Below are 25,502 nucleotides of genomic sequence, written 5' to 3' on the forward strand. Positions count from 1 at the left end.
GCGCCCATCCAGGCTGAAACCGCTCCGGCGCCCTCGGCGGCGGTGGTCGAGGCGGAAGCGCCCGCTGCCGAACCGGCGCCTGAGCCCGCTTCCACATCAGCGCCCGCGCCGGCCGAGACCACGCGGACACCCCCCGCGCCGGCCGCTCGCCCGACGACGCCTCCAGCCGCGACCGCGTCCCGCCCGACCCAGAGCCAGACCCAGACGCCCGCGACGACTCCGGCGCCCAGCCAAACGGCGCCGGCCGTCCAACCCCCGGCGGTAGTCATCGTGCCGCAGACGCCGCCCCCGACCGCCGCGCGCCCCACCCAGACCGATCCCGACGCCCCGATCGTCACCCGGCCCCAGCCGCTCGACTGAGATTTCGATCTCGTCTCCTCTCCAGTTCGCGGCGAGGAGACGACGGCGGCTCACGCCGTGCGGATGATCCCGCCGCTCGCCGCCACCGGCCAGGGCGTCAGCCGCCCGCCGGCGCAGGGGCCGCCGCGGCATTCGCCGGTCAGGGGCTCGAACACCGCCCCGTGCCAGCCGCACAGGATCAGGTTTCCATCAGGCGTCAGATAGCGATCCAGTTCGACCGCGATGGGAAAACCCGCATGGGGACAGCGGTCGACCCAGCCTGCGACGACCCCGTCCTTTCGCACCACGAAGCCGTGGAAGAAGGCCTCGCCGATCTGAAGCACGAAGCCGCGCGCCCCGGGATCGGCGATGTCGCCCTCGGCGCACAGGGCGACGCCGGGCGGCGTCTTCCAGACCCGTTTGCGTTCGGTCTCGCCTTCAGACACGCTCGGCCTTCAGCGGGCGCGCCAACAGGCCGTCGATCAGGCCGTCCACGGTGATCTCGCCGGCCAAGAGGGCCGCGATGCCCTCGGCGATCGGCGTCTCCACCCCCAAGCGGGCGGCCAGGGCGCGCACGGCCGGGGCGCTCTCATAGCCTTCCGCCACCGACCGCTTGCCCGCCAGGGCCTGTTCCACCGTCTGGCCCTGTCCCAGGGCCAGGCCCAGGCTCATGTTGCGCGACTGAGGGCTGGAGCAGGTCAGGACCAGATCGCCCAGGCCGCACAGGCCCGCCACCGTCTCGGCCTGGCCGCCCATGGCGACGGCGAGCCGGGTCATTTCCGCAAAGCCGCGCGTGATCAGGGCGGCGTGGGCGCTGCGTCCCAGCTGACGCCCTTCGGAGACGCCGCAGGCGATGGCGAGGACGTTCTTCAACGCCCCGCCCGCCTCGGCCCCGATCAGGTCGGTGGCCAGATAGGGCCTGAAGCCCGGCGCCGACAGGGTGTTCAGCAGGGCTTGGCCCAGGACGGGATCGGCGCAGGCCAAGGTGACGGCGGTGGGCAGGCCGCGCGCCACCTCGCCCGCGAAACTGGGGCCGGACAGTACGGCGGCCGGGGCGTCCGGCAGGGTCTCGGCCAGAACCTCGGTCATCAGCTTCATCGTGCCCCGCTCGACTCCCTTGGAGCAGAGCACCACAGGCACGCCGGCGCGGTGATAGGGCGCAAAAGCGGTCAGGGTCGCGCGCATATGCTGGGCCGGCGGCACAGCCAGGATCAGGTCGCAGCCGCCCAAGTCGGCCAGATCAGCGGTGAATTGGAGCCCCTCGGCCAAGGGCACGCCCGGCAGATACAGGTCGTTGGCGCGCGTCGTTCTCAAGGTCTCGACCAGCTGGGGCTCACGCGCCTGAAGCGTCGTCTCCAGTCCGGCGCGGACGCAGACCTGGGCCAGGGCCGTGCCCCAGGCGCCGGCGCCGATGACCCCTGCGGTGCGGAATTCCATGCGCCCTCCCAAGGCGGTCTCGTTCGTCATGCCTTTGCGCCCTTGCGGCCGGGCTTGTGCGAAGGATCGGCCAGGGCGCGCGCTTCGTCCAGCGGCCATCGCGGTCGGGCGACCACGTCTATGTCGCTGGTCAGCCCGAGCGCCAGCCGTTCGGCCCCCGCCAGGGCGATCATGGCCGCATTGTCGGTGCAATAGGCCATCGGCGGCGCCAGGAAGTCGAAACCGCGTTTCGCCGCCGTCGCCTGCAAGGTCGCACGAATGGTCTTGTTGGCGGCCACGCCGCCCGCGACGACAAAGAGGCGATGATCGTGGGTCTCGGCATAGGCGGCCAGGGCCCGCTCGGACCGGTCGGCCAGCTGCCGGGCGATGGCGGTCTGGACCGCGTCGGCCAGATCGGCCTTGTCCTGGTCGGTTTCGCAGGTCTGGGCGATGCGGAAGGCGGCCGTCTTCAGACCCGAGAAGGAGAAGTCGCAGTCCTTGCGGCCCAGCAGGGCGCGCGGCAGGTCGATCTTCGATCCGTCGCCCTGCTGCGCCAACCGTTCCAGCGCCGGCCCGCCCGGATAGCCCAGGCCCAGGGCCTTGGCGATCTTGTCGAAGGCTTCGCCCGCCGCATCGTCTATGGTGGCGCCGATCCGGCTCATGTCGCCGACGCCCCGCACCTCCAGAATTTGGCAATGACCGCCTGAGACCAATAGCAGCAGGAAGGGATAGGCGACCTCCTGCCCCAGACGGGCCGAGACCGCGTGGCCTTCGAGATGGTTGACCGCCACCAGGGGCAGACCGCGCGCCAGGGCCGCCGCCTTGCCGAAGCTGAGGCCCACCATGACGCCGCCGACCAGACCCGGTCCGGCCGTCGCGGCGATGCCGTCCAGACCGTCATAGCCCAGGCCGGACTCGGCCATGGCGCGGCGCGTGACCTCGGCGATCATCTCCACATGGCTGCGCGCGGCGATTTCGGGGACGACGCCGCCATAGGCCGCGTGATCGTCGATCTGGCTGTGAACGACCGAGGACAGCACCTCGGCCCGGCCGCCCTGCTCCGATGGGTGCAGGCGCACCACCGAGGCGGCGGTTTCGTCGCAGCTGGTCTCCAGACCCAGCACCGTCAGGGCTTTACCGGAACGAGGGGGGACATCCCGTCCAGTTGCCGCTGCGGCGCCGCTGCTATAGTCGGCGGAACTCTCCATCGGATCGAGGTAGCGATCCGGCGTCCGGTAAGCAACGCTCATGACCCTTCCCCTCCGCATCGGCACCCGGCGCTCCAAACTGGCCCTGGCCCAGTCGGGCATGATGCAGCGCGCCATCGGCCGGGCACTGGGCATAGCCGAGGCCGAGATCGAAACGGCCGTGCCCCTGGTCGAAATCGTCACCACCGGCGACCGCGTCCAGGACCGCCGCCTGATGGAGCTGGGCGGCAAGGCCCTGTTCACCAAGGAGATCGAGGAAGCCCTGCTGGACGGCCGGATCGACATCGCCATCCATTCGATGAAGGACGTCCCGGCCGAACAGCCCGAGGGCCTGTGCATCGCCGCCATCCCGGAACGCGAGGACGCGCGCGACGCCTTCATCAGCCGCGACTTCGACAGTTTCGACGCCCTGCCCTTCGGCGCCCGTCTGGGCACCGCCAGCCTGCGCCGTCAGGCGCAGGCCCTGGCCCTGCGCCCCGACCTGAAGGTCGAGATGCTGCGGGGCAATATCGACACCCGGCTGCGCCGCGCCGCCGAGGGCGATTTCGACGCCATTCTGCTGGCCGTCTCGGGCATGACCCGGCTGGGGGTGACCGAACACATCCGCGAAAAGCTGTCGCTGGACGCCTTCCTGCCCGCGCCGGGCCAGGGGGCCCTGGCCATCCAGACCCGTGCAGAGGACATCGACGCCCCGTGGGTCGCCGCGCTGAACCATGCCCCGACCGCCGTCGCCGTCGCGGCCGAGCGCGGGGCGATGACGGCGCTGGAAGGGTCTTGCCGGACGGCGGTGGGTGCCTACGCCGTGATTGACGGCGACACCCTGCGGCTGACCACGGAAATGCTCAGCCCCGACGGCTCGGCCCGCTGGCGCCGCGCCGGCGAACTGTTCCAGCCGACCGAGGCCGACGCTCGCGCCCTGGGCGAAAGGCTGGGGGCCGAGGTCCACGCCTTCGCCGGCGATCAGGAGGTCGATCCGGCGAGCCTGGACGGATGACCGTCTCCCCCAGCCCGGCCCCGGCCAAGCCTCGCGTCTGGATCACCCGGGCCGAGCCGGGGGCGTCGCGCACCGCCGCCCGCCTGCGCGACATGGGATGCGAGCCCCTGATCCAGCCGCTGCTGGCGGTGGAGCCCCTGGCCCCGCCCCTGCCCGATCTGGATCGTTTCGCCGCCCTGGCCTTCACCAGCGCCAACGGGGTGGCGGCCTTCGCCGCCCTGACGCCGCGCCGTGACCGACCCGTCTTCGCCGTCGGCGAGGCCACGGCGGGGGCTGCGCGTGAGGCCGGATTCGTCGCGGTTCGCTCGGCTGACGGCGATCTGACCGATCTCGCCCGATTGATCGCCGCCGAACTGAGCGAGGCCGTCCTGCTGGCGCCCCTGGCCGAAACCCCCGCAGGCGATTTAGCCGCCGCGCTCGACGCGGCGCAGGCCCGCAACGTCGCGGTCCAGCCCTTGACCGTCTATCGCACGGCCTGGGCCGCTCGTGTCGATCCACCCGCTTTTGACGCGGTCCTGGTCCATTCCCCACGCGCCGCTCAGGCCCTGGCGGCCTGGGCGGCGTCCTCACCGGCTCGCCTGGCCGGGGTGGTCTGCGCCTGCATCTCCGCCGCCGCAGCCGCCCCCCTGACCCCGCTCGGCCTGACCACTGCTGTGTCCGAACGGCCGAACGAGACGACATTGTTGAAGACCTTGAAAGCGGCGCTTGGCAAGCGCGACGCGCCCGTATAAAGAGCGCCTCTCGCACGGGCCGTTTCCGCCCGCGCGACCGGGCCGCTTTAGCTCAGCCGGTAGAGCACCTCATTCGTAATGAGGGGGTCAGGTGTTCGAGTCACCTAAGCGGCACCACTTTTCCCCAGTTGCCCCTGAGACGATCGTGCCTCGGCGAAAGCCGCGCTGAATTAGGGATGTTAGGCAGGATTTTATTAGGTCGCGGCCGTTATGGGGGGCGCCTTCAGGGACGCGGCCGTCCCACCTTGACGCGGGCCGCAGGAAGGCGCGTGATTTCGGCCTGTTGTTCAACGATGGACATTGAGTCGCGCGGCGATCGGCGGAGCCGCTTTCATCCCTGAGTAGCCTTAGACTCCCATTCTGAGTACGTACCATCCCTCTAATGCAGAGCTTTGGCTTGACGGCATGGAGGATTTCGGGCCTGACGGCCTCCAATATCGTTCCGAAGGTTGTTATGAGCGACGCAGTAGACCCCGTTGACATCGCGATCGGCGCCCGCATCCGCGCCCGCCGCGAAGAACTCCGCATCACCCAGGCCCAGTTGGCGGCCGGCGCAGGCGTGACCTTCCAGCAGATCCAGAAGTACGAGCGCGGCGTGAACCGCGTCTCGGCCGCCCGTCTGCTGCAGATCGCCGCCGTGCTGAAATCGACCGGCGCGGCCCTGCTGGGCGAACTGGACACCGCCGAGGGCGACGATCTGGTTCTGGCTCAGCCGGGCGTATCGGAACTGCTGTCGGCCTTCCGCGCCATCGGCGACGGCGACAAGCGCGACGCCCTCCTGGTGGTGGCCAAGGGCCTGCGCGGCTGAGATCAGAGCGGCGGCTGCAGCAGTCGGTTGACCGCCGCCCCCTGCCCCGCGCCGACGGCGAAATCCGCCAGCCAGATCTGGACGGCCTCCAAGGCGCGGGCGTCCAGACTGTCCGAACGGCCGGAGTCGGCGATGTTCTGACGGACGATCTCCAAAAGACAGGCCGCCTCGGTCGCGCTGGACGGCGCGTGTTTCAAGAGGCGGGCCTCGGCCTCCACCATCGGCCCCAGGTCCAGTTCGGCCAGCAGATTGTCGTCGCTGGCGGCGACGCCAGCCGCTCCAAGGGTGTCGGCGATGCGGGCGGTCTCGAACCACGATCGAAAGAGCGGCATGAAGGCCGGAGCGGTCGAAGCGGTCACTGATACAGTTCCTTCTTTAAAGCGAAAGCGCGCGGCGTTCTTGACTAGGACGGGTTCGCGCATAGGGGGCCGCATTGGCCTCCCACACGCCGAAGATCGCCAGAAGCAGCAGTTCGAACCAGACCACCATCCGGGCCGAAACCATCGACCACATCAGGGGTTGGGACGCGCCGAGCGCGGCGAAATGGGTCGATAGAGCGATCAGTTGTGCCCCGGCCGCCAACATCAGCCACCACCGTTGATAGACGAGCGCCAACCCCGTCAGCAGGCCGAACATGCCCAGGGAGAGGCCCGCCACCGCCCAACGGAAGCTGCCGATCGTGAGGTGATCCAGGATCGGAGAGCCGAACTGGAGGGCCAGGAGGCCCGCCAGAACCAGCCGCTCCGGCGTCCGACCCTTCCAGGCCAGCAGCGCCATGGCGCCGTAGGTCAGGGCTTCCAGCAGGATCGAGAGGGGCGAGCCCACCGGCGGGACCGATCAGGCCGCGACGGAAAGAACGGGGGCGACGGGATTACCGGTCTTGTCTTCGCGCGTGCCGTCCAGGTTCCAGCCGATCTGATGGTCCTCGGCGACCTTGGCCAGTCCGTCATGCGCCGAAATGACCGCGCCGCGCACCTGGGTCAGTTGGCTGAGGCCCTGAACCATGTCGGCGAGGACCGCCTGGCCCACTTCCGCGGCCAGATGCGCCTCGGCACGGCTTTCCAGGGCCGTCTGGACCAGTCTGCAGACCTCGATCATCGCCCTGTCCACGGCGTGTTCGGTCGTTCGTATTTGTCGCGCCACCCTGACGCCGACCTGAATATTTCTCATGGCTCGCCCTCCTGCTCAAAGCCGCTGCGTCAGCGCACCGCTTCGGGGGCGATCCGGTCGAACAGGGATGGAAGCACCATACCCGCCGTCACAATCCCGATGGCGAGCAGAAGGGCGATGGCGGAACCCGCGACGATGATCCCCAGCCGCGCGACGACCCCACGGGGCGGAGCGGGAAGGAACCAACCGGCATCCCCGGCGGCTTCCGCATCGCCGGACTGTTCGGCCGACGCCGGGCCAACTGAGCCGTCTTCCGTCGCTTCGGGAATGAGTATCGAATGCCCTGAGTAGCCGTTACTCAGCCGGCGCGCGGCCAGCTTGCGGTCCGAAACCCCCAGCTTGCCGTAGGCCCGGTGCAGGTGGTTGCCCACCGTGCGAGGCGAAATCCCCAGACGCGCGGCGATTTCCTTATCCTCCAGTCCCTGGCCCGCCAGGCGGACGCATTCCCTCTCTCTCGGCGACAGGTTTTCGGACATCACGCGCTCCCCCGTCTGTCATAACGGATTTCCGCGCCTCGACCAGACCGGGGTCTCGGATATAGCTGGGCAAGAGTCAGGACATCACTTGAACATATAAGCATATGTTTATATGTCTTCACGCCTGACACTGACAGGAGCCTCTCTTGGCCGCTCGTTCCTCCTTCCTCTTCACCTCGGAAAGCGTGTCCGAAGGACACCCGGACAAGGTCGCCGACCGCATCTCGGACACCGTCGTCGACGCCTTCCTGTCCAAGGACCCCGAGGCCCGCGTCGCCTGCGAAACCCTGGTGACGACCCAGCGGATCGTGCTGGCCGGCGAGGTCCGCGCCACCCAGCCGGGCAACACCAAGGAACAGAACGAAGCCTTCACCCAGTCGATCATCGACAGCCTGGAGCCCCTGGTTCGCGCTGCGGTCAAGGACATCGGCTATGAGCAGGACGGCTTCCACTGGGCGACGGCGGACTACGCCTGCCATCTGCACGCCCAGTCGGCCGACATCGCCGTGGGCGTCGATTCAACCAATGAGAAGGATGAGGGCGCAGGCGACCAGGGCATCATGTTCGGCTACGCCTCGAACGAGACGCCGGAGCTGATGCCGGCGACCCTGCAGTACAGCCACAACATCCTCAAGCGTTTGGCCGAGGTGCGCCACGCCGGCGGCTCGCAGCTGGAACCTGACGCCAAGAGCCAGGTCACGATCGAATACGAAAACGGCAAGCCCAAGCGCGCCGCCTCCATCGTTCTCTCGACCCAGCACGCCAAGGGTCTGAGCGCCGCCCAGGTGGCCGAGATCGTCAAACCCTATATCCTCGAAGTCCTGCCCGAGGGGTTCACCGACGAGAACACCGTCTGGCACATCAATCCGACCGGCATTTTCGAGATCGGCGGGCCGGACGGCGACGCCGGACTGACGGGACGCAAGATCATCGTCGATACCTACGGCGGCGCCGCGCCCCACGGCGGCGGCGCCTTCTCGGGCAAGGATCCCACCAAGGTGGACCGTTCGGCCGCCTACGCCTGCCGCTATCTGGCCAAGAACGTGGTCGCCGCCGGCCTGGCCGACCGCTGCACCATCCAGATCTCCTACGCCATTGGGGTTGCGGAGCCCCAGTCGATCCACGTCGATCTGCACGGCACGGGCAAGGTGTCCGAGGCCTTGCTGGAGGACAAGCTGCTGGGCCTGATCGGCGGCGCCACGCCGCGCGCCATCCGCCAGCACCTGGGGCTGAACAAGCCGATCTACGCCCGCACGGCCGCCTATGGCCACTTCGGCCGCGCGCCGGACGCCGACGGCGGCTTCAGCTGGGAAAGGACCGATCTGGTCGATCAGTTGAAGGCCCTGGCCTGAGACCTCAGCCGGCCTGATCCTCCAGGGTCAGGCCGCGCACCCCCGCCAGATTGGCGCCCGTCAGATCGATCTGGCGGGTCTGGGCGCCGTGCATGACGGCGCGGCCCAGATCGGCGCTCGTCAGCACCGCCCGGCGCAGATCCGCGCCGGACAGGTCGGCGCCCCGCAGATTGGCGCCGGTCAGGTCCGCCGCCAGCAGCCGGTCGGCCCCGATCAGCAGCGGCCCCAGTTGCGCCCCGCGCAGGTCCGCCCCGCTCATCTTGGCGTTCTTCAGCCGCGCGCCGCGCAGATCGGCGCGGTAGAGTCGCGCCGAGCGCAGGTCGGCGTTCTCCAGATGGGCGCCCTGAAGCTGCACCCCCTCCATGTCCAGGCCGTAGAAGACCGCCCCCTTGGCCGACAGGGCGGTCAGGTTCAGGCCGGTGATCGACTTCAGCGGGCGCAGATCGACACCGTCGAAAACCGAAGGCTGCCCCTCCGTCCCGCCCGTCTCGCACCAGCGGGCGTGTTCGCGCAGCATTTCCGCCGCCGGCATGCGATCGACCGAGGCGCCGGCGGACCGGTCGTCGGTCAGGGTTCCTTCCATATTGGCGCCGTCGGCGCGCCACATCGTCATCTTGCAGCCCACCAGGATGGCGTCGCGCATGTCCGCCCCCGACAGGTCGGCGCCCGACAGGTCGGCCCCGGCCAGGTCCGCGCCGCGGAAATCGGCCTGTTTCAGATTGGCGCGGACCATTTTGCAGTCCTTCATCACCGCGCCCGAGAAGTCGGCCTTGATGGCGATGACGCCCGACATGCGCGAACGCTGCAGATTGGCCCCGGCTAAACAGGCGCCCATCATTTCGCTTTCCTGGCGCTGACGCGGTTCAATGACCTTGAACCCCAGTTTGGCGTCGGCGGCGGCGATGGTGCCTTCGCGCAGATCGGCCTCGAACAGGTCCGCGCCCGACAGGTCCGCCCCGCGCAGACAGGCGCCGCGCAGATCGGCCCGACGCAGGCTGGCGTCCGCCAGGACGACGTCCTGCATGTCCGCGCCGAAGAAGTTGGCGTTGTCCAGCCTGGCGCCGGTCAGGTCGCAGTTTTCCAGACAGGCGGCGGCGAAATCCGCATCGGCCAGATTGCGGCCCCTCAGGCTGAGGCCCGAGATGTCCATCCAGGCGAAGACGGCGCGGGCGCCGCCGGGGCGGGCCTGGAACAGGCGGTCGTGCCGGGCGCAGATCACGTCCAGTTCCGCCTGGGTCAGGCGCTTGCGCACGATGGGTTCAGCCGCCTGCATTCGATCAGCCTAGGCCCGGCTGATTTAAGAAAGCCTTTAGCGACAGTCGGTTGTCACTCGGTCAGCAGGCCCTGGTCGCGCAGGGCGTCGGCCAACTCCCCCGACGAGGTCCAAAGGCGCGTATAGCCCGCCTCCCCCAGCCGCTTCAGCTCGGTGACCAGGTCGGCCTTGGGCGAGGCGACGAAACGGCCGTCGAAACCGGCGCCGTCCTTGCTGACCCGCACCAGGGGGCGGCCGGTTTCCAACCGGTGCAGAAACCCCTCGCACAGGGCCGCGCCCTCTTCGCACATAAGGCCGGTCTCGACCGTCAGCCCCTCGGCGCGCAGGCGTTCGGTGCCCCGGCCGGCCGCAAAGGGCGACGGGTCCAGACAGGCGATGACGACGCGCGCCACCCCGGCCTCGGTCAGGAAGTGGGCGCACGATTTGCGGCCGGAAGAACGCGCGCCGCAGGGCTCCAGGGTGACATAGACCGTCGCGCCCTCGACGTCGGGTCCGGCGGCGGGGACCGCCTGCTCCTCGGCGTGGGGACGGCCGCCGGGGGCGGTCGCGGCCTGGGCGATGACCCGCCCGTCCTTGACGATGACGCAGCCGACCGCCGGATTGGGCCAGGTCTCGCCCATACGGCCTGTCGCCAGGTCTATGGCCTGGGCCATGAAGCCGCGATCGGCGTCGCTCCAGCTCATGGCAGGGTCGGCAGGGTTTCGGCGCGATCGGCGTCCAGATAGCGCGCGGCGGTCGGCTTCAACTCGGCGTCCAGCTCGATCTCCAGCGGATTGCCGGTGGGGATTTCGACCCCGACGATCTGATCGTCCGGCACGGCGAACAGCAGTTTGACGATGGCGCGCAGGGAGTTGCCGTGGGCGGCGATCAGCACGTCCTCGCCCGCCTTCAGACGCGGCGCGATCTCGGCGTCCCAATAGGGCTCCACCCGGTCCAGGGTGGTCTTCAGGCTCTCGGTGTCCGGGATGGCCTTGCCGGCGTAGCGGGGGTCGGCGTTGAAATCGAACTCGCCGCCCGGCGCCAGAGGCGGCGGCGGGACGTCATAGCTGCGTCGCCAGATCTTGACCTGATCCTCGCCGTGCTTCTCGGCCGTCTCGGCCTTGTTCAGCCCGGTCAGGCCGCCGTAGTGACGCTCGTTCAGCCGCCAGTCCTCGATCACCGGCACGTCGGTCAGCCCGGCCGATTGCAGGGCCAGGGCGCCGGTGCGTTTGGCGCGTTTCAGCACCGAGGTGAACATGACGGCGGGCTTGAACCCGGCCTGGGCGATCAGTTCGCCGCCCCGACGGGCCTGGGCCTCGCCTTCCGCCGTCAGATCGACGTCCACCCAGCCTGTGAAGCGGTTCTCGAGGTTCCACTGGCTCTGGCCATGGCGGAGCAGGATCAGGCGCGGCATTCGACGGTCCTTTGCAAACAGTCTGTCCGGGTAAGCCGCCGTCATGAGCCGGTCAAGGTTTTGACGCAGGTGCGAAACCGACCGCCTTGTCCGCCGATCGTCGGATGGATAGGGTTCGCCCATGTCCGATCGTCTGTTCTTCCCCTTGGCCGGCGCCGTCGTCGTGATCCTGACGGCCCTGGCCCTGGTCTGGCCTTAAGCCCGCCGTCAGAACAGGATCTTGCGCAGATTGATGCGGAAGACCCGACCCTGGGGGTCCAGATAGTCGCGCTGATAGTTGACCGGGGTCGAGCCGTCGCTGCTGGTCACCGAGATGCGGTCGTCGAACAGGTTCTGAACCCCAACGCCGACGCGGGCCCCCTTCAGGAAGGGGAAACGCTCCACCAGTCCCGTGCGTTGGGTCAGGTCGGCGAAGGCGAACAGATTGACCGTCGTGCGGTCCGAAAAGTCCAGGTCGGTCGCGCCGGGGCCGTCGCCGTTCACCGTGGTGCCCGAGCGCCAGTTGGCGTTGACGAAGGCGCCGTAGCCGTTCTTGAACACGCCGGTCTGAAGCTGGACCTCATGGCGCGACTGGCCGCCCGAGCCGGAGATGGAGTCGCCGCCCAGCAGGTCCAGGGGCGCCAGGCCGTCGCGGATCACGACCTCGTCCTGCACCCGCCAGGTGTGGGTCAGCGACAGGTTGAACATGGCCTGGCCCGGCTGCATGCCCGGCCCGCGCGAGCCGCGCAGACGGCCGCCCCCCGGACCACCGGGCCCGCCGGGCCCGCCGGGTCCGCCGCCCATCCGGATCACGCCGCCGCCAGGGCCGGGGCCGCCCGGGCCGCCCCCAGGCCCCCGCTGGCCTGCAAGCGCGGGATTGGCCTGGCCGAAGGGCCGCGAGAAGTTGAAGCCCCACTGGACGTCCTGCTGGTCGCGTTTGGCGAAGTTCAGCGGCCGGGCGTCGATCGAGACCAGGTCGCCGTCGGCGTTACGGACGAACCGCTCCGGCAGGGCCGCCTCCAGGTCCGGGGTGATGGCGGGGAAGCTGGCGATCTCATTGTCGATCTCGGTGCGGGTATAGGCCAGGTTCAGCCGCAGATCGGTCGCTGACAGGGGCTGCCAGTTGACGCCCAGCTTCAGGATGCGTCGATCCTCCGCCTTCAGATTGGGATCGCCGCCGCTGATCTGGGTGATTTCGACGGTCTGGTTGGTCGCATAGTCGAAGACCGGGGTGTTGGGCGTGGCGATCGTCGGATCGTTCAGCTGCTGCACCGTGGGGGCCTTGCCCTCGTCCGAATAGTTGGCCGACAGGGACAGCCGCTCGACCGGCGACCAATTCAGGCCGCCGCCGATGCTGGAGACCCCGCCGAAGTCCGACAGCTCCTGATAGGCCAGGTTCATATTGGCCGACAGATCGCCGATGCCCGCCAGGACGCCGCGATCCACGCTGGCGATCGGCAGGTCGAAGTTCGCCTGGACGCTGCCCAGGTCGCGCGACTGGGAGCGGTCTGTCGCCAGGCCGGAGCGGACGCTTTCGGAGTCCAGCGCCTGATGCTCTCCGCCGAACTTGAAGGTGGTGGTGATCCCGCCGGCAGGCAGCTCCCAGGCCGTGCCGTTCAGCACCACCTCCCCCTCCAGCGATTGGGAGATCGACTGGGCGGTGTCGCGGCGCACCGGCCCGACCGCGCCGGTGAGATCGCCATAGGGGTTCACCGTCGTGTCGCCGGCGGCGATCCGGGCCAGGAGGTCGTCGTCCTCGACCCCTCGGCCGGTGACGGTGTCGGTCCGGGTGCGGCTGTATTCACCGGTCGCGGTCCAGCGCCAGTCGCCCAGATAGCCGTCGAACACGGCGCCCAGTTCGGCGCTGCGCGTATTGGTCTGGCGGGTCAGGGCCTGGGGCAGGTCCAGATAGCGATAAAGGGTCGTCGCATCGCCCCCCGGCGACCAGGGATTGCCGTCCGGCAGGGTCAGGCTGACGCCCGGCAGGCCCAGATAGCTGCGGCTGGCGCTGTCCGTCAGACTGCCGCTCAGGGTCATGCCGACCTTGTCGTTCAGATCGTGCTTGTAGGTTCCCGCCACCGAGGCCTCGGCCGAACGCGGCAGCAGGGTGCGATAGGCGTTCAGATCCCTGTCGGCGACGGAGTCTTGCCGCGTCGTCCCCGACCGGTCGATGTCGCGCTCGTCCTCATACAGGGGGTTGCTGGTCGAACCGTTGATGTCCATCGACCAGCGGTCGGCGCCGGCGATCTTCAGCAGATTGTTTTCGCTGGCCGTGGTGGTGCGGCCGCCCTGCTCGGGCCGACTGACGTTGACCGAGGCGGTCAGGGAGCGGAAATCGGCCTTCAGCACGATGTTCACGACCCGCTGATTGGCGCTGTAGCCATAGGAGAGCGCCGTCTCCTCAGGCAGGACCTCGAACCGCTCTATGGCCTCGGGCGGAATGCCGCGGATTTCGCGAAAGCCCGAGATGCGCCGGCCATTGACCAGAAAGACGGGCGAGCCGCCCCGCGCGCTGCGGGTCTGGGCCTCCAGCAGGGTGACCAGTTCGCCGATGTTGGTGGCGCCGAAGGCCTGAATCTGGGTCGCGTCATAGGAGACGATCGGCTCCTGCCCGCCCAGGGCCACGCCGCGCTTGGTCGCCGTCACCTCGACATCGGGCAGGACCACCGCAGGGGCCTCCGGCTGGGTCTGCTGAACGTCAGCGGCGGCGGGCGTCAGGGCAAGCAGAAGAAGCGCGGCGGAGGTCATGAAACATCGGTCCGTGACGAGGAGGTCGGCACTCTTGGGACGCGAAAATCATGGCCGGAAAGCGGCGAATATCATGACGCTTTTGAAAGCGTGTCAAAGACTCAACACCCTTGATTTTCCTGCGACGGACAAGGGTCTCAGCCGCGTTGAAGGGTGTTTGGGCGACGTCGCCGCCGCCCGCTGAGGTTAGAACTCTTCCCAACCGTCGGATGCAGCGTCGGTAGAAATCACGCCGCCGTTGGCGACCTTGAGCGTCTTCTGCGGGGCCGTGCGGGGCCTAGCCGTCGCGACGGGCGCTGAGGCGGGTTTGGCCCCCGGCGTCTTGCCCGCCGCCGACACCTGGAAGAAGGCGACCTGGGCCGACAGTTCGGCGGTCTCCTGGCGCAGGGCGGCGCTGGCGGCCGTGGCCTGTTCGACCATGGCGGCGTTTTGCTGAGTGACCTGATCCATCTGATTCACGGCCACATTGATTTCTTGCAGGCCCGTCGCCTGCTCCTTGGCCGAGGCGGCGATCTCGACCACCAGGGCGCTGATGTCGTTGACCTGGGCGGCGATGGCCTGGAGGGCCGAGCCGGCCTCGCTGACCAGGCGCACGCCGTTCTCGACCTCGGCGCCGGAGCTGTTGATCAGGGTCTTGATCTCCTTGGCGGCCTCGGCCGAACGCTGAGCCAGGGCCCGGACTTCCGAGGCGACGACCGCAAAGCCGCGACCGCTCTCGCCCGCCCGCGCCGCCTCAACCCCGGCGTTCAGAGCCAGAAGATTGGTCTGGAAGGCGATCTCGTCGATGACGCCGACGATCTGGCTGATCTGACGCGAGCCGTCTTCGATCTTCTGCATGGCTTCGACGGCGTTCATCACGACGGCGCCTGAGGCTTCCGCGCTCTGGCGGGCGCCGCTCGTGACGACGGCGGCCTGGCTGGCGCCGTCGGCCGTCTTGCGGACCGTGACGGTGATCTCGTCCAGGGCGGCGGCGGTCTCCTCCAGGCTGGCGGCCTGTTGTTCGGTGCGACGCGACAGGTCGTCAGAGGCCTGGCTGATTTCACCTGCGCCGCTGTCGATGCCGTGGACCGAGCCCAGAACGCCGGTGACCGTCTCTTCCAGACGGGCGATCGAGCGGTTGAAGTCCGTTTTCAGAACCTCGCTGCGCGGCGGGAAGGGCGCATTGATGCGGTAAACGAGGTCGCCTTCGGCAAGGGCGTGCAACCCCTTGCCCAGGTTTTCGATGACGACGGCGTTTTCAGCCGCCTCCTGGGCGGCGGCGGCCTCGCGGCGGCGGCGCTCGGCCTCGGAGTCATTGCGCAGGGTGTCGGCTTCCTGTTCCAGCGTCTTGGCGCGCAGGCCGTTATCGCGAAACACCTGCATGGCCTGGGCCATGGCGCCGACCTCGTCCTTGCGGTCCGTGTCGGGAATGGCGACGTCCAGCTTGCCTTGGGCCATGATCGACATGGCGCCCGTCATGCGCCGCACCGGCGCGACCATCAGGATTGACAACTGGACGCCCAGGAAGACGGCGGCGACGATCAGGATCAGGCCGCCGACGGCCAGGGCGATGAAGGAGGCGGTGATGGCGGACGACTGCTGGGCGTCGCGCAGATTCATCCGCTCGATCTCCATGTCACGCAGATCGCTGATGGCTTTGGTGATGTGGGTCACCCGGACGCGATCGCCGGAATCCACCAGGACCCGCCGCGCCGCATCGATGCGCGCGGGATCAAGCGCAGCCTCGGTCAGGGGCGTGCCGAACTCGGTCCGCCAGGCGGCGGCGTCGGCGCGAGCCTTCTGCACCAGGGCGGCTTCTTCGGGCGTCAGATCGGCGGCGGCCAGGGCGGCGCTCGACTCTTCGAACTGCTCCCACCCCTTTCGATAAACCCCCAGATAGTCTTCGTTGCCCGTCAGCAGCACGCCCCGCATCTGCGAGTTGAGGCGGATGACGCCCTTTTCCGCGACATGGGTATGTTCGATGATCGCCTTGCTTTCGGCGTTCAGCCGCGCAGCAGTCCGCATCTCCGACAGCTGAAAGAAGACCGCACCGATCATGGCGGCGGCGACCGTCAGCAGAAGGGCGAAGGCGATCGCCAGTTTCCGCTGCATCGGAATATTCTTCAGGTTCATCGGACTGTCCCGGAGATTTGGTGGGGCGGGGAAAGCCCGGAGCGGCGGGCCGCTCCGGGCTATGTTGTCTAGCTGAGCAAACCTTAAAAAGCCGTCTGGACGCGGACCGTGGCGGTATTGCCGCTGTCGTCGCCCAGGAAGGTTCCGGTGCGGTTGTCGACCGACCAGGCGCTCCAGTGGGCCGAGACGCGCGTATTGTTGGTCGGGTACCAGTTGACGCCCAACAGCCAGCTGTCGCCCTCGCCGCCCGTGGCGATGTCGCTGTAGTCGGCCTGATCGTACCGCCCCACGATTTCGACGGCGCCGTAGCCGTCGGCGCCGAGCGGATTCAGCACCTTGGGACGCGCCCAGGTGCCCGTCTTGGCCGACAGCGGCGGCTTTTCACCGGTCAGGAAGAAGCCGGCCGAGACGCTGTAGGCGTCCTGATCATAGTCGCGCGCCGCCGTTTCCAGCACCCGCCGACCGCCCTCGGCCATCAGCCAGCCCGAACCCTGGACCCCGCCCAGTTCGAGACCCAGACCCTTGCTGCCCTTGGGATCGGCGTAGACGCCGCCTTGGAGCCGCAGATTGTCGTTGCCGCGGGACGAGACGACCAGGCTGCGCGACGCCACCGAGGCGTTCGGCGTCAGGTCTTCGACGAAGCCCCAGCCGCCGAGGTGCAGATGGCCGGCGTCCGTCTTGAACGGCGCCCAGTGGGTGCGGGCCATGACAGTGACCGAGTCATTGGTCGCGCCGCTGCTGATCGCATCGCCCGTCACGGACAGGGAGGCGTGCCAGACGCTGCCGGTCAGCTTGGACGAGACGCCGACCCCGTAGGCGCCCCGTTCCGGGCCGATGGTGGAGACCATCAGGCTGCGCTCGAGGAAGGGGGTCATGTCCTCGGCCGTGCCGCCCTCGACGCCGCGGTCGTTCAGCCGCTGGCCCATGGAAATTTCGAGGTCACGGCCGCCCCATTTGGTGCTGTAGGCCATGAAGGCGTTGGCGACGCTGACGGCGTTGTCGGCGATGTCGCCTTCGATCCAATAGCTGAAGCCGCCGGGGATCTTGCCCTGGGCGCCCAGGCGCAGCCCGCGCAGTTCGGTGGTGGTCAGATTGCGGCTGTCGTAGTCCGAGCCGAAGGTGTTGGACAGGTCGGCGGTGACGCGGATGCGCGGTTTGAAGGTGAAGGCGCCGTCGGGGCTGCGCATCTCGGGCAGGCCGGTCGACCAGTCGGTGGTGGTGGCCGGCGCCGGCGCGGCGGCGGCCTGAATCACAGGACGCGCGGCGGCCGGGGCCGGGGTCCCGGCGGCTGCGGGCGCCGCAGGAGCCTGCTGGGCGGCGGCCTGGGCTTCCAACTGCTCGAGGCGGGCTGAAAGCGCCTGGACCTGAGCGCGCAGGGCGGAGATTTCGTCCGTCGAGGGCGACTGGGCGAAGGCGGAGGTGGCGAGCGCAGCGAGGCCGACGCCCGCCACGAGGGTGCGGAGACGTGTCATGAGAACCCCTGTAAACTTAGTGTGTTAAGGAAGGGCTGAACCCCGATACGCAGAACTGCGTAAAATCTTGGCGGCTTGTTCAGCGGGTGCTGGGCGCCGTCGTTGCGGGGGGCGGAAAACCCGCAGCGACGGCGCTCAAGGTCCTCAGTCGGCGGTGACCAGATCCTTGTCGCCAGGGCCGGCGGCAGGATCGGGCCGGGCGGCGATCGGCTGGGCCGGGCCGTTCAAGGCCGCGGCCAGCGCATTCCGGTCCAGTTCGCCCTCCCACCGGGCGACGACGATGGTGGCCACCGCATTGCCGATGAAGTTGGTCAGGGCGCGGCATTCGCTCATGAAGCGGTCGATGCCCAGGATCAGGGCCATGCCCGCCACCGGGACGGTCGGCACAACCGACAGGGTCGCCGCCAGGGTGATGAAGCCGGCGCCGGTGATGCCGGCTGCGCCCTTGGACGACAGCATGGCCACCGCCAGCAGCAGGATCTGCTGTTCCAGCGACAGTTGGATGTTCAGGGCCTGGGCGATGAATAGGGCCGCCATCGTCATATAGATGTTGGTGCCGTCCAGATTGAACGAATAGCCGGTCGGCACGACCAGTCCGACCACCGACTTGGAGGCGCCGGCCCGCTCCATCTTGTTCAGCAGCGACGGCAGGGCGGCTTCCGACGAGGAGGTGCCCAGGACCAGCAGCAGTTCTTCCTTCAGATAGCGGATCAGCTTCAGAATGTTGAAACCGTTCGCCCAGGCGACCAGGCCCAGGACGCCGACCACGAAGATGACGGCGGCGATGTAGAAGGTGGCGACCAGCGCGGCCAGATTGGCGATCGAACCGATGCCGTACTTGCCGATGGTGAAGGCGAAGGCCCCGAAGGCGCCGATCGGCGCGGCCTTCATCAGGATGGCCACCAGTTTGAAGAAGGCGTGGCTGACCGATTCCAGGAAGTTCAGAACCGGCTTGCCGACATCGCCCACCATGGCCAGGGCCAGGCCGAACAGGACCGAGACGAACAGGACCTGCAGGATGTTGCCCTCGGAAAAGGCGCTGGCGAAGGTGTCGGGGATGATCCCCATCAGGAAGCCGGTGACGGTCGTCTCATGCGCCTGTTCGGAATATTTGGCGACGGCCCCGGCGTCCAAGCTGGCGGGATCGATGTTCAGGCCGTGGCCCGGCTGGACGACGTTGGCGATGATCAGGCCGACGATCAGGGCCAGGGTCGAGAAGGTCAGGAAGTAGGCGAAGGCCTTGGCCGCCACGCGCCCCACCCGGCCGATGTCGCTCATGCCCGCAATGCCGGTGACGATCGTCAGGAAGATGACCGGGGCGATGATCATCTTCACCAGTTTGATGAAGGCGTCGCCCAGCGGCTTGAGGCTCTCCCCGAAGCTGGGCCAGAAATGGCCGATAAGGGCCCCCGCGACGATGGCGGTCAGAACCTGAAAATAGAGATGCCGATAGAAGGGCCGAGGCGCGGTCGGCTGGGCGGCGGAAGGGAGCGCGATCACGGATGTCTCCTGTGGTGGCGGGACGGGCCCGCGGTTTCCTCGACGGCCCTCGCTGCTGTCGTCGAGGCGCCGAGACGACTGTCCCGCACGCTGGAACCAGGTCCAAACGCGATCGACGTTTGATATAGAGATCTGTAAAAACACGTTATTTTCGGAAAGCGCCTCTCGCAGGGCCATTTGCCATGCGAAGTATCGCACGCCGGACTCGCGCTATTGTGCGAAATATCGCACAAGTAACGAATGAACCTCTCTGCGGTCCGAGAACTTATCGAAAGATCGTCGAGTTTCATTTGGCGCCCCTGGGCCCTGCTCAGCCTGGGCTGGCTGACGGCGGGCCTGGTCCTCGCCGGCCTGGCGGGGGAGGCGGCGCGGCGCGACGCGACCCAGGAGTTGGCGCGCCAGGCGACGACAGGCGCCGCCCTCCATGCGGCCGTCCTGCGCAGCGAGCTGGAGAAACAGCGCGCCATCCCCGTCGTCCTGGCCGAAGACCCGGATGTGGCGGCCTTGCTCGCGCGGCCCGCCGACCAGGCGGCCAAGGCGGTCGATCGCAAGCTGGAGCGACTGGCGGGTCAGACCCGCGCCGCCGTCATCTATGTTTTGGACGCGCAGGGGCTGACGCTGGCGTCCAGCAACTGGCGCGCCCCCACGAGTTTCGTCGGCGTCCGTTATGATTTTCGGCCCTATTTCATCAACGCCATGCGCGACGGCCAGGGCGAATTCTACGCCCTGGGCACGCGCAGCGGCCGCCCCGGCCTCTATCTGTCGCGCCGGCTGGACGCCGCCGACGGCCGCCCCCTGGGCGTGGTGGTGCTGAAGGTGGAGTTCGACGCCCTGGAGGCGCAATGGCGGAGCTCGGACGAGCCGGCCTGGGTCGCCGACCCGGGCGGCGTGGTCCTGGTCGCCAGCGTGCCGGAATGGCGCTTTCGCGCCATCGGTCCGATGGACGAAGCGCGGCGAAGGCTCAGCCTGACCGATCTGACCCTGCGTCCCGGCGCCCTGGCCCCCCTGCCCTTCCAGACGCCCCCCGGCGATCGGCCCCGTCTGGTGCGCGCCGCCGTCGGCGAAGAGCGGCCCCAGACCTGGATGCATGCCCAGACGGGCACGGCCACGCCGGGGTGGACCCTGCATCTTCTGACGCCCGAGCGCGGCGCCGTCGGAACCGCCGTGGCGACCGCCCGGGGCCTGGCTCTTCTGTCGGTCAGCCTTTTGGCCCTGGTCGTGGGGGTGCTGCTGCGCCGTCGCCGGCTGGCCGTCCTTCGCGCCCGGGCCGAAGAGGAGGGCCGGCTGGAGCTGGAACGTCGCATCCGCGAACGGACCCACGAACTGCACGAAGCCAATCAGGCGCTCAACCGCCAGATCGAAGAGCGTCGCCGGGCCGAGGCCGCACGGGAGCTGTTGCGGGATGAACTGGTGCAGGCCAGCAAGCTGGCGGCCCTGGGCCAGATCGTGGCCGGGGTGGCCCACGAGATCAACCAGCCCGTAGCCGCCATCTGGACCTATGCCGACACGGCCGTGACCCTGGTGGAGCGTCGCGAGACCGACAAGGCTCTGGACGCCCTGCGGCGGATCGGCGACCTGACCCGCCGGATCGGCGCCATCACTCAGGACTTGCGCCTGTTCTCGCGCAAGGCCGCCCCGAACATCGATGAAATCCGGCTGGAGGACGCCATCCAGGGCGGACTGCAGCTGACCCGCGGCCGATTGGAGGAAGGCGGGATTCGGCTGGAGCGGATCGGATCGGGCGAGATCAAGGTCCACGCCGACCAGTTCCGGCTGGAACAGGTGATCGTCAATCTGATCAAGAACGCCGCCGAGGCCATGGAAGGGCAGGCGGACCCCCAGTTGGTCCTGACGGTCGAGCGCCGGGGCGAACGGGTGCGCCTGATCATCGCCGACAACGGCCCCGGGCTGGCGCCCGAAGTGGCCCGACAGCTGTTCACCCCCTTTGTCACCACCCGCTCCAACGGACTGGGGCTGGGCCTGGTCATCTGCCGTGACATCATCGCCAGCTTCGGCGGCGAGCTGGACCTGGCGCCCAGCGACAGGGGCGCGACCTTCGTCGCCGCCCTGAGGCCCGCCTGATGCAGAGCGCCGCCTCCCGCGCCGTCATGCTGATCGAAGACGACGGCGATTTCCGCCAGGCCCTGGTCGAGCGCATGACGCTGGAGGGCTATGAGGTGCGCGCCTTCGCCGCCGCCGAGCCGGCCCTGAAGGCCGTCGCCGCCGATTTCGACGGGGCGGTCGTGACCGACCTTCGCATGCCGGGCCTGGACGGCCGCCAGTTGCTGGCGCGGATTCAGGCCCTGGACCCTGCGCTTCCCGTGATCATGATCACCGGCCACGGCGACATCGCCGATGCGGTCGCCGCCATGCAGAGCGGGGCCTATGACTTCGTCGCCAAGCCCTTTCCGTTCGAACGCCTGCGCGACAGCCTGAACCGGGCGCTGGAGAAGCGCAGCCTGGTGCTGGACAATCGGCGGCTGACCGCCCTGGCGGACGCCGATGGGGGCCATGAGCTGCCCCTCGCCGGCGCCTCTCCCGCCATCACGGCGCTGCGCGCCACCATCGCCCAGATCGCCGATGCGAAGATGGACGTGCTGATCGAGGGCGAGACCGGCGTCGGCAAGGAGGCGGTGGCGCGCGCCCTGCACAACGGCGGACGCCGCCGTGTCGGCCCCTTCGTCGCCGTCAACTGCGGCGCCCTGCCCGACGGGCTGATCGAGAGCGAGCTGTTCGGCCATGAGCTTGGCGCCTTCGCCGGCGCCATGCGGCGGCGCGTGGGCCATGTGGAGCGGGCCCACAACGGCTCGCTGTTCCTCGACGAGGTCGAGAGCATGCCGCTGGCGGTCCAGGTCAAGATGCTGCGGGTGCTGGAAGAACGCGAGATTCACCCGATCGGCGCCAATGAGCCGCGGGTGCTGGACCTGCGTATCCTGGCCTCGGCCAAGATCGACCTGGGCGAGGCGGCGCGACGCGGCGTCTTTCGCGAAGACCTCTTCTATCGCCTGAACGTCGTGCGGCTGCGCGTGCCGCCGTTACGCGAACGGCGCGAAGACATTCCGTTGCTGTTCGCCCACTTCCTGCGCCGGGCGGCCGACCGTCAGGGGCTGGATGCGCCGGAGGTTGACGACGGGGTGCGCCGTCGTCTGCTGGAGGAGGCCTGGCCCGGCAATATCCGCGAACTGGCCCATTTCGCCGAAAGGGTGGTTCTGGGCCTGGAGGACGGTCGCGCCGAGGCGACGTCGGATCTCAGCCTGCCCGACCGTCTGCACCGGTTCGAGGGCGAACTGCTGCGCGACGCCCTGGAGACCCACCGGGGCGACATCGTCGCCGTGCTGGAAGAGATGCGGATTCCGCGCAAGACCCTCTATGACAAGCTGCAGCGGCACGGCCTGAAGCCCGCCGACTTCCGCCGCTGACCGTCAGGCCGCGGCCGGCGCGTGCGACCGTTCGGCCGAACCCATGACCGCCGAGAGACCGTCGATAAGGCCGGCGAAGGTGATCGGCTTGGACAGATGGCCGTCGGCTCCCGCCGCCCGCCCCGCCTCCACATGTTCCGGCATGGCGTTGGCCGTCAGCATGATGATGGGGGTGCGTTTTCGGTTGTCCTGGCGTTCCAGGGCGCGGATGGCGGCGGTGGCGGTCAGGCCGTCCATCACCGGCATCTGCATGTCCATCAACACCAGGTCGAAGGGCTCGCGCCGGACGGCCTCCAGCGCCTGACGCCCGTCCTCGACCACGACCAGTTCGGCCGGCGTCTCGGCCAGCATGATCTCGATGACCTTGCGGTTCGCCGGATGGTCGTCAGCCAGCAGAACGCGCGCGGGGAAGGGGAAGTCGTCGCTCCTCGCCGTCTCCGCAGGCGCTGACGCCGACGCCTTGACGCGCGCCAGGGGCAGTTCGAACCAGAACTCGGCCCCCTCGCCCGGACGGCTGCGGCACTCCAGCCCCCCGCCCATCAACTCGACCAGATCGCGCGAGATGGACAGACCCAGGCCGGTGCCGCCAAACCGGCGGGTGATCGAGCCGTCCGCCTGCTGAAACCGGCCGAAGATACGGGCTTTCTGCTCCTCGTCGAAACCGCAACCGGTGTCCTTGACGGTGAAGCGCATCCGCTCGGCGTCGACCGCAGACGCCGTCACCGTGACCGAACCCGTCTCCGTGAACTTCAAGGCGTTTGAGATCAGGTTCGAAAGGACCTGACGCAGACGCACCAGATCGCCCTCGACCGGCCCTTCGGCCGCCGGTCCGACCTCAAGGCGCAGGGCGACGCCCTTCTGGTCTGCGGAGGGTCGATAAAGGGCGGCAACGCCGCGCACCGCCTCGCCCAGGTCGAAGACCGAACGCTCCAAGGCGATCTGTCCGGCCTCGATCTTGGCCGAGTCGAGGATGTCGGACAGCAGCCGCTCCAGCGTCACGCCCGAGCTTCGGATCACCTCGACCATCTCGCGCTCGCGCGGCGCCAGCCGGGCGCGGGTCAGGGCGTCGGCCATCGCCACCACGCCGTTCAAGGGGGTTCGGATCTCATGGCTCATATTGGCCAGGAACTCGGACTTGGCGCGACTGGCCTCTTCGGCGCGACGACGCGCGACCTTCAGATCCTTGGCCTGGCTGGCCATCCACAGCACGGCGGCGAGGGCGGAGAGGACGAAGATGACGGAGATGGCCAGCAACACGCCCTGCAAATGGGTGTTTGATCGCGCCGTCTCCAGCTGGGCGCGGCGCTCGGTCAGCTGTTGCTGCATGTCGCCCGTGACCTGACGAATGCCGTCGCTGAAACGACGGGCGTCGGCGACCCGATCTTCCTGCATGTGGCGGCGAAGCTTGACGAAGGCTTCCGAGGCCCGCCCTTCGGCGAACAGGATTTCAGCCTCCACATGGTCGATCTCGGACGCGGCCTCTCGCTGTGATTCTTCAGCTGCGCGACGACGGATTTGGACAAGGTCACGGCGCGCCGCCTCGATCTGGCCGGTCTGGGCCCGCGCGACGGCCCGCGACGGCAAGAGTTGCGAGGCGAGGAAGGACGCCTGCCCGAGATTTTCACCCAACGGCGCCAGACACTGAAGCACCCCGCCAGGATCATTCGCCGCTTCGAACGTCTGAGCGCACAGGGCCGCGTCGTAGACCGCCAAGTTGGGCAGACCGGACCGAACCGTCAGACGGTGGTGAATCTCGTAAAGGCTTTTCGCCCGATCAATGTCGCCCAACTGCGCCGACAGATAGGCCAGATTGTAGATGGCGTCGAAATCCGGACGAGGATAGTCGGGATTGGCGAGGTCGATCTCAAAATGGCCGAAGGCGGCGGTGGCCCCGTCGATGTCGTTCAACTGCATCAGGCCGATTCCGGTCATTTCCCACAGGCTGGCCCGCGCCGCCCGGGCATAGGGCGCCTCGTCTGGGATCAGGGCGTCGGCGTCCGCCAGCGCCTTCAACCCCTGGCCGATCTCATCCTGATCCATCAGCGCCACGGCCCACAGCCGGATCGCATGGGTCCGGGCGAACCAGTCTGGCTCGATGGCGGCGTGTTCACGCATCTCTGCGGCGGCGGCGCGGTCGCCCATGTCATAGCGAAGCGCCAGCCGGTTCAGATCGGCGATGCGGATATAGCGCCCGTCCCTCTGGTGGCGCGCGGCCGCAGCCAGGCGGTCGTTCCACAGCTGCGCCGTCTTGAACTCGCCCTGGTTCATAAAGGTCCAGACGACATGGTAGAGCCGTTGCAGGCCTTCACGATCATTGCGGCTCAGGGCGTCCTGACCGAAACGCTCCAGATCCTGAAAGCTGGCGGCGGCGGCGCGCCGTTCGACCGCCTGGGCCAACTCCAGCGGGGACCGCCCGCTCGCCTGTTTGGCGAAGGCGTCGCCCGCGCCCAAAAGACCGGCGACGACGAGCAGGAGGACGGCGATAGGCGTTGATCTGGGCATGCGGTTTCCGATTTGATCGGAAAATGGCCTGCATTTGGTTGAACAAGCTTTATCGCCCCAGTGGGCGTTTATCCTTAAGCCCGCAAATTCAGACTCTGCGTTGACCGCTTACGGCCTTTCGGCTATAGGCCCGCCCTCTTGAGATTTCCGCGCCGTGGACGTGTGCTCCGCGGCGTTTTCCGTTCGAAGGTTTGACATGGCCAACAACCCCGGCGCCCGCAAGGCGATCCGCAAGATCGAAGCGCGGACCGAAGTGAACAAGGCGCGCCGTTCGCGCGTCCGCACCTATCTGCGCAAGTTCCAGGAAGCCCTGGCCGGCGGCGACGCTGCGGTGGCCAAGGCCGCCTTCATCGAGGCCCAGTCCGAACTGATGCGCGCCGTCTCCAAGGGCGTCGTTCACAAGAACACCGGGTCGCGCAAGGTGTCGCGTCTGGCCGCCCAGCTGAAGAAGCTTTCGGCCGCCTGACCCGTTAAGGGTTTTCCAGCATACGGAAGGGCTGTCGTCGTTCCGTTATGCCATTTGTTCGCGTTTTCAACGGCGAAGGAGCAGATGCTCCTTCGCCGTTTTGCGTTCCCCGGTTAACTCTCTTTACGCACGAATACGGAGTCC

The 25,502-nt window shown here is 68.4% G+C and carries 22 protein-coding genes, 1 tRNA gene and 1 pseudogene; 9 read left to right on the forward strand and 15 right to left on the reverse strand.

All coding sequences use genetic code 11. The annotated features are described in order from the left end of the window. Positions 1–360: pseudogene (locus AC07XS_RS08785) on the forward strand (hypothetical protein); the annotation flags it as partial. 50 nt (positions 361–410) lie between these two features. Here the strand turns inward: AC07XS_RS08785 and AC07XS_RS08790 are convergent. Genes AC07XS_RS08790 through tsaD form a run of 3 tightly spaced genes read right to left on the reverse strand, consistent with a single transcriptional unit; the run spans position 411 to position 3,005 of the window. Further along, complete coding sequence (locus AC07XS_RS08790) at positions 411–785, reverse strand: Rieske (2Fe-2S) protein (protein WP_182714176.1); 375 nt, start codon at positions 783–785, stop codon at positions 411–413. Further along, entirely contained in the window at positions 778–1,776 is a 999-nt protein-coding gene (locus AC07XS_RS08795) for an NAD(P)H-dependent glycerol-3-phosphate dehydrogenase (RefSeq protein WP_182714213.1), read from the reverse strand. The genes AC07XS_RS08790 and AC07XS_RS08795 overlap by 8 nt, the downstream gene beginning before the upstream one ends. Positions 1,777–1,802: 26 nt before the next feature. Next, positions 1,803–3,005, reverse strand: a complete 1,203-nt coding sequence (tsaD, locus tag AC07XS_RS08800; RefSeq protein WP_227975993.1) for a tRNA (adenosine(37)-N6)-threonylcarbamoyltransferase complex transferase subunit TsaD — start codon at positions 3,003–3,005, stop codon at positions 1,803–1,805. Between tsaD and hemC the strand changes: the two genes are divergently transcribed. The 4 genes from hemC to AC07XS_RS08820 all read left to right on the forward strand — a co-directional run bounded on the left by hemC (position 3,004) and on the right by AC07XS_RS08820 (position 5,496). Next, positions 3,004–3,957 (forward strand): hydroxymethylbilane synthase, encoded by a 954-nt coding sequence (gene hemC, locus AC07XS_RS08805; protein ID WP_182714177.1) that lies wholly within the window; start codon positions 3,004–3,006, stop codon positions 3,955–3,957. The genes tsaD and hemC overlap by 2 nt on opposite strands. After that, positions 3,954–4,688 carry a uroporphyrinogen-III synthase gene (locus AC07XS_RS08810; RefSeq protein ID WP_182714178.1) on the forward strand — a complete coding sequence of 245 codons (735 nt, stop codon included), beginning with the start codon at positions 3,954–3,956 and terminating at the stop codon, positions 4,686–4,688. Before hemC ends, AC07XS_RS08810 begins: the two co-directional genes overlap by 4 nt. 41 nt (positions 4,689–4,729) lie before the next feature. Next, positions 4,730–4,805: transfer RNA gene (locus AC07XS_RS08815), tRNA-Thr, on the forward strand. 337 nt (positions 4,806–5,142) lie between these two features. Then, complete coding sequence (locus AC07XS_RS08820; RefSeq protein ID WP_054766704.1) at positions 5,143–5,496, forward strand: helix-turn-helix domain-containing protein; 354 nt, start codon at positions 5,143–5,145, stop codon at positions 5,494–5,496. Positions 5,497–5,498: 2 nt separating this feature from the next. Here the strand turns inward: AC07XS_RS08820 and AC07XS_RS08825 are convergent, their stop codons facing one another. Genes AC07XS_RS08825 through AC07XS_RS08840 form a run of 4 tightly spaced genes read right to left on the reverse strand, consistent with a single transcriptional unit; the run spans position 5,499 to position 7,142 of the window. Further along, positions 5,499–5,855 carry a hypothetical protein gene (locus tag AC07XS_RS08825; protein WP_224764398.1) on the reverse strand — a complete coding sequence of 119 codons (357 nt, stop codon included), beginning with the start codon at positions 5,853–5,855 and terminating at the stop codon, positions 5,499–5,501. A gap of 16 nt (positions 5,856–5,871) precedes the next feature. Beyond that, positions 5,872–6,321, reverse strand: coding sequence for a hypothetical protein (locus AC07XS_RS08830; protein WP_224764399.1), 450 nt, complete (start codon positions 6,319–6,321; stop codon positions 5,872–5,874). A 12-nt stretch (positions 6,322–6,333) separates the two neighbouring features. Then, positions 6,334–6,666: a hypothetical protein gene (locus AC07XS_RS08835; protein WP_182714179.1), complete on the reverse strand. Its 333-nt coding sequence runs from the start codon at positions 6,664–6,666 to the stop codon at positions 6,334–6,336. A 29-nt stretch (positions 6,667–6,695) separates the two neighbouring features. Beyond that, complete coding sequence (locus AC07XS_RS08840; RefSeq protein ID WP_182714180.1) at positions 6,696–7,142, reverse strand: helix-turn-helix domain-containing protein; 447 nt, start codon at positions 7,140–7,142, stop codon at positions 6,696–6,698. A gap of 146 nt (positions 7,143–7,288) precedes the next feature. Here AC07XS_RS08840 and metK point away from each other — a divergent pair, with 146 nt between their 5' ends. Then, positions 7,289–8,494: a methionine adenosyltransferase gene (metK, locus tag AC07XS_RS08845; protein WP_182714181.1), complete on the forward strand. Its 1,206-nt coding sequence runs from the start codon at positions 7,289–7,291 to the stop codon at positions 8,492–8,494. Between the two features lie 4 nt (positions 8,495–8,498). On the opposite strand, the gene AC07XS_RS08850 is transcribed toward metK, so the two are convergent. The 7 genes from AC07XS_RS08850 to AC07XS_RS08880 all read right to left on the reverse strand — a co-directional run bounded on the left by AC07XS_RS08850 (position 8,499) and on the right by AC07XS_RS08880 (position 18,971). Further along, entirely contained in the window at positions 8,499–9,767 is a 1,269-nt protein-coding gene (locus tag AC07XS_RS08850; RefSeq protein WP_054766708.1) for a pentapeptide repeat-containing protein, read from the reverse strand. A 53-nt stretch (positions 9,768–9,820) separates the two neighbouring features. Continuing rightward, a complete protein-coding gene (locus AC07XS_RS08855) occupies positions 9,821–10,450 on the reverse strand; it encodes a deaminase (protein WP_182714182.1) in 630 nt (209 codons plus the stop codon). Next, positions 10,447–11,160 carry a 2,3-diphosphoglycerate-dependent phosphoglycerate mutase gene (gene gpmA, locus AC07XS_RS08860; RefSeq protein ID WP_182714183.1) on the reverse strand — a complete coding sequence of 238 codons (714 nt, stop codon included), beginning with the start codon at positions 11,158–11,160 and terminating at the stop codon, positions 10,447–10,449. The genes AC07XS_RS08855 and gpmA overlap by 4 nt, the downstream gene beginning before the upstream one ends. 207 nt (positions 11,161–11,367) lie before the next feature. Then, positions 11,368–13,887, reverse strand: a complete 2,520-nt coding sequence (locus tag AC07XS_RS08865; protein WP_182714184.1) for a TonB-dependent receptor — start codon at positions 13,885–13,887, stop codon at positions 11,368–11,370. A 186-nt stretch (positions 13,888–14,073) separates the two neighbouring features. Continuing rightward, positions 14,074–15,999 carry a methyl-accepting chemotaxis protein gene (locus AC07XS_RS08870; RefSeq protein ID WP_152950998.1) on the reverse strand — a complete coding sequence of 642 codons (1,926 nt, stop codon included), beginning with the start codon at positions 15,997–15,999 and terminating at the stop codon, positions 14,074–14,076. 83 nt (positions 16,000–16,082) lie between these two features. Then, positions 16,083–17,471: an OprO/OprP family phosphate-selective porin gene (locus AC07XS_RS08875; protein WP_182714185.1), complete on the reverse strand. Its 1,389-nt coding sequence runs from the start codon at positions 17,469–17,471 to the stop codon at positions 16,083–16,085. 144 nt (positions 17,472–17,615) lie between these two features. After that, positions 17,616–18,971, reverse strand: a complete 1,356-nt coding sequence (locus tag AC07XS_RS08880; protein WP_182714186.1) for a dicarboxylate/amino acid:cation symporter — start codon at positions 18,969–18,971, stop codon at positions 17,616–17,618. 240 nt (positions 18,972–19,211) lie between these two features. Here AC07XS_RS08880 and AC07XS_RS08885 point away from each other — a divergent pair, with 240 nt between their 5' ends. Both AC07XS_RS08885 and AC07XS_RS08890 read left to right on the forward strand, forming a co-directional pair. After that, positions 19,212–21,053: an ATP-binding protein gene (locus tag AC07XS_RS08885; protein WP_321208039.1), complete on the forward strand. Its 1,842-nt coding sequence runs from the start codon at positions 19,212–19,214 to the stop codon at positions 21,051–21,053. Beyond that, positions 21,053–22,390 (forward strand): sigma-54-dependent transcriptional regulator, encoded by a 1,338-nt coding sequence (locus AC07XS_RS08890; protein WP_182714187.1) that lies wholly within the window; start codon positions 21,053–21,055, stop codon positions 22,388–22,390. The genes AC07XS_RS08885 and AC07XS_RS08890 overlap by 1 nt, the downstream gene beginning before the upstream one ends. 3 nt (positions 22,391–22,393) lie before the next feature. Here the strand turns inward: AC07XS_RS08890 and AC07XS_RS08895 are convergent, their stop codons facing one another. Continuing rightward, positions 22,394–24,892: an ATP-binding protein gene (locus tag AC07XS_RS08895; protein ID WP_182714188.1), complete on the reverse strand. Its 2,499-nt coding sequence runs from the start codon at positions 24,890–24,892 to the stop codon at positions 22,394–22,396. A gap of 196 nt (positions 24,893–25,088) precedes the next feature. On the opposite strand from AC07XS_RS08895, the gene rpsT reads away from it, so the two are divergent. After that, positions 25,089–25,358 (forward strand): 30S ribosomal protein S20, encoded by a 270-nt coding sequence (gene rpsT, locus AC07XS_RS08900; protein ID WP_054766717.1) that lies wholly within the window; start codon positions 25,089–25,091, stop codon positions 25,356–25,358. Positions 25,359–25,502 lie beyond the last annotated feature (144 nt).

The sequence above is a fragment of the Brevundimonas sp. GW456-12-10-14-LB3 genome (assembly GCF_059424365.1).